5 protein-coding genes and 1 pseudogene are annotated in these 6,403 nt (G+C 32.8%); all 6 read left to right on the top strand.

Features of this window, described 5'->3' with window-relative positions; genetic code table 11:
• Positions 1-871, top strand: a pseudogene (locus DIU01_RS11225) (hypothetical protein); the annotation flags it as partial.
• 2 nt (positions 872-873) lie between these two features.
• Positions 874-1,605: a head GIN domain-containing protein gene (locus DIU01_RS11230; RefSeq protein ID WP_290834478.1), complete on the top strand. Its 732-nt coding sequence runs from the start codon at positions 874-876 to the stop codon at positions 1,603-1,605.
• A gap of 332 nt (positions 1,606-1,937) precedes the next feature.
• Complete coding sequence (locus DIU01_RS11235) at positions 1,938-2,843, top strand: TIGR01777 family oxidoreductase (protein WP_290834480.1); 906 nt, start codon at positions 1,938-1,940, stop codon at positions 2,841-2,843.
• A 580-nt stretch (positions 2,844-3,423) separates the two neighbouring features.
• Positions 3,424-4,026, top strand: a complete 603-nt coding sequence (locus tag DIU01_RS11240; protein WP_290834482.1) for a nucleotide exchange factor GrpE — start codon at positions 3,424-3,426, stop codon at positions 4,024-4,026.
• A gap of 55 nt (positions 4,027-4,081) precedes the next feature.
• A complete protein-coding gene (gene dnaJ / locus DIU01_RS11245; RefSeq protein WP_290834484.1) occupies positions 4,082-5,188 on the top strand; it encodes a molecular chaperone DnaJ in 1,107 nt (368 codons plus the stop codon).
• A 224-nt stretch (positions 5,189-5,412) separates the two neighbouring features.
• The gene (locus DIU01_RS11250) at positions 5,413-6,333 is read left to right on the top strand and encodes an ABC transporter ATP-binding protein (protein ID WP_290834486.1); all 921 of its coding nucleotides are present in this window, start codon (positions 5,413-5,415) and stop codon (positions 6,331-6,333) included.
• The last annotated feature ends 70 nt before the right edge of the window (positions 6,334-6,403 follow it).

Raw genomic sequence — 6,403 nt, forward strand, 5'->3', positions numbered from 1 at the left:
CATGTTTTTTCTTATCATTCTAGGTTTGAAATTATTAGTAACTAATTTAAAATCAATAGGAAATATTGCAAAATACAGTTTGCTAGCCATTTGGATTATAGCTATTGGAATTTTAATTTCATTAGGAATTAGTGAAGCTAATCAATTGGCTTATTCAGGAAAAGCTTTAGAAAAGCAAAATATGACTGTTGCTGCAACAGATACACTTAAAGTAAGTTTTGCCTACAATGATTTTTATTCAAAAAGAATTGAAGATAGAAGTGAATATAGAATTGTTCAAGATTCACTTGGAAATGAAGTAATTCATTCGACAAATGTTACTATTCATTTGAAAAAAACAGATAAAGCATTCCCATACATTCAAATTGAAAAACTAGCACAAGGAAAATCATTTGCAGAAGCCAATCAAAGAGCTCAAAAGATTAAATACAACTACAAAATAGTTGGTAATGAATTAATTTTAGATAACTATTTTACTACAGAAACTAAAAACAAGTTTAGAGGTCAAATGGTTGAAGTTTACTTATATTTACCAAACGGAATTGTATATTATCCAAACGAAAATGTAGAAGCTTATTTAAGCGGACACAATGCTGATTTCGATTACTACTATGGACCAGAAGGATATAAATATAAAGTAAATAACAACGAATTAAAATGTTTAAATTGTCCTGATCAAGAAAGTGATGTTGAAATAAATGGTACTTTTGATATAGATGGAGAAAATATCAATGAGGGAAATGAAAATGACACTATCAAAACTGTTTCAGTAAAAGTAAATGGTAAAGAAGTAATTCAAACCACTACAGGAAAAGGTGATGAAGGAAGTTTAACAATCAACAAAGACGGAATAATCATTAAAACTAAATAGTCATGATAAAATTTATAGTTTTTTGTACAAAAATATTGGTCATAGCAATTGTATCATTACTTTTTTCTTCTTGTAATCTTGCAATTAATGGAACTAAAGGAAACGGAAACGTTCAAACAGAGCAAAGAAAAATAGCAGAACCATTTACTAAGATTTCTGTAAATAGAGGAATAGAAGTAATCGTTGAGCAAGGTGATGTTGTAAAAGTTGAGGTTGAAGCCGATGAAAATTTGCTAAAACTCATCACTACAAAAGTCGAAAACGGAACTTTAGTAATTTCATCTGAAGAAAATATTTACAGTGCCGAGAAAGAAGTTGTAAGAGTGACTATGCCTACCATTGAAGGTTTGGAAACTACAAGTGGTTCTAATTTATCAAGTGCATCAGTTTTAAAAGGAACAAAAGTATACGTTAAATCAAGTAGCGGAAGCGAAATAGATGTAAATGCTGAATTCGATACCATTTCAAGCGAATCAACAAGTGGAAGCAATATTACATTGTCTGGAAAAGCATTAAAATTCACATCAGCATCATCAAGCGGAAGCGAAATCGAAGCTGGAAATCTACTAGCTAATGAAGTGGTTGCTCAATCAACAAGCGGAAGCTCAACTAACGTCAATCCGAGAGTTTCATTGAATGCAAAAGCATCAAGCGGAAGTTCAATTGAATATACCAATAAACCAAAGACAATTGTCAAAGAAGAAACTTCAGGCGGAAGCGTTTCCGGCCTTTAGAATTTATTTATAGTTTTAGTTGTAACGAAAGTCCCATCTCGTTTTAGAACGAGATTGGGATTTTTCATTTAATCTGAACTTGTTTTAGATTCTCAAGAACTCGTTTCAGATTCTTAAAAATTCGCAAAATATATTTTGAAATTAACTCATTAAAATTCAAGGAATTCGTGAAATCAATATTCAAAGTAATTCGTGCCAATTCGTGAAATTCTTGTAAAATCCAATCAGAAAAGTCAATAAAATCAGGGTTAACAAAATTCAACAAAAGTTAAACCAATACCAATTAACTTCATTTTTAGATTCATAAATCGTAATTTTGAATAAAAAAAGAAATGAAAATTTTAATAACAGGCGCAACAGGTTTAATAGGTAACGAATTGACAAATTTGCTTTTGCAAAACAATCATACCGTTCATTATTTGACAACTTCGCCTCAAAAGATTCAAAATAAAGCAAATTACCACGGATTTTTTTGGAATCCACAAGAAGGAAAAATCGACGAAAATTGCCTTGATGGAGTAGACACAATTGTGCATCTTGCCGGAGCATCAATATCAAAACGTTGGACCAATTCCTACAAACAAGAACTTATAGAAAGCCGCGTATTATCGGCCAATTTATTGTTCAATTTACTGCGAAAAGCGCCACATCAAGTAAAACATTATATCTCGGCATCAGGAACCGCAATTTATCCCGACAGTTATTCCAAAACCTACGACGAATCATCACCAGAAAAAGACAATACTTTCCTTGGTCATGTAGTTCAAAAATGGGAGGAAAGCGCCGATCAATTTAATCTACTACATCTAAAAGTCTCAAAACTTAGAACAGGCGTAGTTTTTTCCAACAAAGGTGGTGCACTTCTTGAAATGATCAAACCAATAAAAATGTACGTTGGGTCAGGTTTTGGCTCGGGAAAGCAAATGCAATCCTGGATCCATTTACACGATATTGCCAACTTATATTACTTTGTAATTCAAAACCAAACTACAGGAATAATAAACGCCGTTGCACCAGTTTCAATTACCAATCAAGACCTTACAAAAGAAATTGCCAAACAGCTTAAACGTCCCTTATTTTTGCCCAATGTGCCACAATTTGTAATGAAATTAATACTTGGCGAAATGCATATTTTACTCTTCAACAACAAAAATATTCTTCCTAAAAAAGCATTAGCCGAAGGATTTAAATTCAAATACGAAACTGCGCAACAAGCACTTCAAGAATGCATAAAATAAAAAAAAGTTCTAGTTTTTCGCTAGAACTTTTTTCGTTTTGAATTAATAATATCTTTTGCCTTTCAGCCAATCGTAAACCTTTTATAATCCAAAAATAGTGTTTTCGAAATCGTAATAGTCTTAAAATTATATTAAATTTTCATTAAATTAATTCAAAACTTAAATCATTCTCTTTTAAGACCGAAAATTGTTGAATTTTAATTATTTTATAAAAATCAGGAGCATCACAGTAGGCATTTTTATAATCCATTTTCCTGCTTTCCATTGCAATCTTTATTTAATTGCCTTGGGTTTTAACCCAAGGCAATTAAAGAAAGGATTTCCATTGCAAATGAAATTCATCGAACTCCTATGAAAATTATTTTTATCGTGAGATAATCAGGGCTAAACTCAATCTTGAGGTTACTAAAATCAGTTTTTCAATAGACGTTTCTAATTATCATCAATTATAAACTTTGTGTCCTTCGTGCCTTCTTCGTTCCATCTTCGTGACTTCGAGGTAAAAAACAGGTGACAATTTGACATTCAAATAGAATTGGCAGTACTTTTGCTTTAAAAAGTATCAGATTAAAACAATCAAATGAATATCAAAAATATATTTAAAAATAAAAGCACTATGAGTACTGAAAATACTGATAAAGAAATTCTTGAAAATGAAAATGAAATCGCAAGTCAAGATACTGAAAATCAATCTAATGGTTCAGATTTAGGAGTTGACTCTGCAGAAGAATTATCTGTAGAACAAAAACTTGAAGAAGAATTATCAATTGAAAAAGATAAATTCTTACGCCTTTTTGCAGAATTCGAAAACTACAAAAGACGTACTACAAAAGAAAGAATTGACTTGTTTAAAACTGCCAATCAAGAAGTACTTCAAGCCATGTTGCCAGTTCTTGACGATTTTGACAGAGCTTTAGTAGAAATTTCTAAATCAGATGACGAATTGCTTTTAAAAGGTGTAGAATTAATCCACGAAAAACTAAAATCAACCTTAGTTTCTAAAGGATTAGAAGAAGTAGAAGTGCGCACAGGCGATGCTTTCAACGCAGATTATGCCGAAGCAATCACGCAAATTCCAGCTCCATCAGATAACCTAAAGGGTAAAATAGTTGATGTTCTAGAAAAAGGATACAAATTGGGTGATAAAATCATCCGTTATCCAAAAGTTGTAATCGGTCAATAATTATCCGTAGAAACGCGATTTATCGCGTTTAATCATAACATATTTATTTTCAAAAATGAAAAAAGATTATTACGAAATATTAGGCATAACAAAATCAGCTACTGAAGCCGAAATTAAAAAAGCCTACAGAAAAAAAGCAATTGAATTTCACCCAGATAAAAATCCAGGCAATGCGCAAGCAGAAGAAAACTTCAAGCAAGCAGCAGAAGCCTACGAAATTCTAAGCGATCCGCAAAAGAAAGCCAAATACGATCAATACGGACATCAAGCATTCGATGGCGCTGGAGGTTATGGTGGTGGCGGTCACATGAATATGGATGATATTTTCAGCCAATTCGGTGATATTTTTGGTGGTGGTTTTGGAGGTTTCTCAGGAAATTCTGGAGGTCAACGACGCGCAAAAGGTAGTAATCTTCGTATTAAAGTAAAACTTACTCTAGAAGAAATAGCCAACGGAGTTGAGAAAAAAGTAAAAGTAAAACGCAAAGTTCAAGCTAGCGGTGTAAAATATAAAACATGTTCGGCTTGTAATGGTCAAGGGCAAGTTTTAAGAGTTACCAACACTATTTTGGGTAGAATGCAAACGGCTACTACATGTCCAACATGTGGTGGTTCTGGGCAAACTATTGAAAGCAAACCAACCAATGCCGATGCGCAAGGAATGATTCTAGAAGATGAAACAGTTTCTATTAAAATTCCAGCTGGAGTTGTTGACGGAATGCAACTTAAAGTTTCTGGAAAAGGAAACGATGCACCAGGAAACGGAATTGCAGGTGATTTAATCGTTGCCATCGAAGAGCAAGAACACGAATTTTTAAAACGTGAAGGCGAAAATCTTCACTACGATTTATATGTAAGCTTTCCAGAAGCAGCATTAGGTGTTTCAAAAGACATCGAAGCAGTAAACGGAAAAGTAAGAATTAAACTAGAAGAAGGAATTCAATCGGGTAAAATTCTACGATTAAAAGGTAAGGGAATTCCGAGTTTAAATAGTTACGGAAGTGGTGATTTATTAGTTCACGTAAACGTCTGGACACCAAAAACTTTAACCAAAGAACAACGTCAATTCTTTGAAAAATCATTAACCGACGACAACTTTATTCCGCATCCAGAAAAGACCGATAAATCTTTTTTTGAAAAAGTTAAAGATATGTTTTCGTAATTATAAAATTATTTATACATTTGGATATTACTTGGAAACAAGTAATTTCTTTTTCATAGCAATTTTTCCCATCCTTGTGTCAAAATAAGGGTGGGTTTTTTTGTAACAAACACTTTCATATAGCTACTAATTCAGTACTTTTACCAATTCAATAACAATAGCAAAAATCATTAGAGATTTCAAAAAATCAATTGGAATTTGGAATTTCTAAAATTGGAATTTATATGAACAATATCCTCGAAGTAAAAAATGTAGTTAAGCAATATGGCGATTATACCGCACTTAATTCCGTTTCTCTTACAGTTCCAAAAGGCAGCATCTACGGACTTCTCGGTCCAAATGGCGCCGGAAAAACATCCTTAATTAGAATCATCAACCAAATTACAATGCCCGATAGCGGACAAGTAATTCTAGATGGCGAACCTTTAAGACCAGAACATGTAGGCTTAATCGGTTACATGCCAGAAGAACGCGGTTTATACAAAACCATGAAAGTTGGTGAGCAATGCTTGTACTTGGCACAATTAAAAGGGTTATCAAAGCAAGAAGCCAAAACACAGCTTGATTATTGGTTTGATAGACTAGAAATTCAAGGTTGGTGGAATAAGAAGATGCAAGAACTTTCCAAAGGAATGGCTCAAAAAGTGCAATTCGTAGTAACCGTTTTACACAAACCCAAACTATTAATTCTCGACGAACCTTTCTCCGGATTTGATCCAGTAAATGCTAATTTGATAAAAGATGAAATTATCGAATTAAACAGGCAAGGAACTTCTGTAATTTTTTCAACGCATAGAATGGAAAGCGTTGAAGAAATGTGCGATTACATTGCTTTAATCCACAAATCGAATAAATTAATCGAAGGAAAACTAACCGATGTCAAAAAACAATTCAGAACCAACAGCTACGAAGTCGGAATTCTAAGCGACAATATCGAAGGTTTGATGTACGATTTATCACAAAAATTCACACTATCTCAAACCGATTTCAAATCACTAAACGACGAATTGAAACTAGAAATCAACCTTGGAACTGCAACACCAAATGAATTATTAAATACCTTACTTCAACGTGGACAAGTAACTCATTTCGTTGAGAAAATCCCAAGTGTAAACGATATTTTCATTAAAACTGTAACTGAATAAAAAATCAATTTTCAAATCCCAAATTCCAAGAATGAAGCAAAATAAATTTTGGAATTTGGAATTTAAAATA

Origin of the sequence: Flavobacterium sp. (genome assembly GCF_003525665.1) — a bacterium.
Taxonomy (GTDB): domain Bacteria; phylum Bacteroidota; class Bacteroidia; order Flavobacteriales; family Flavobacteriaceae; genus Flavobacterium.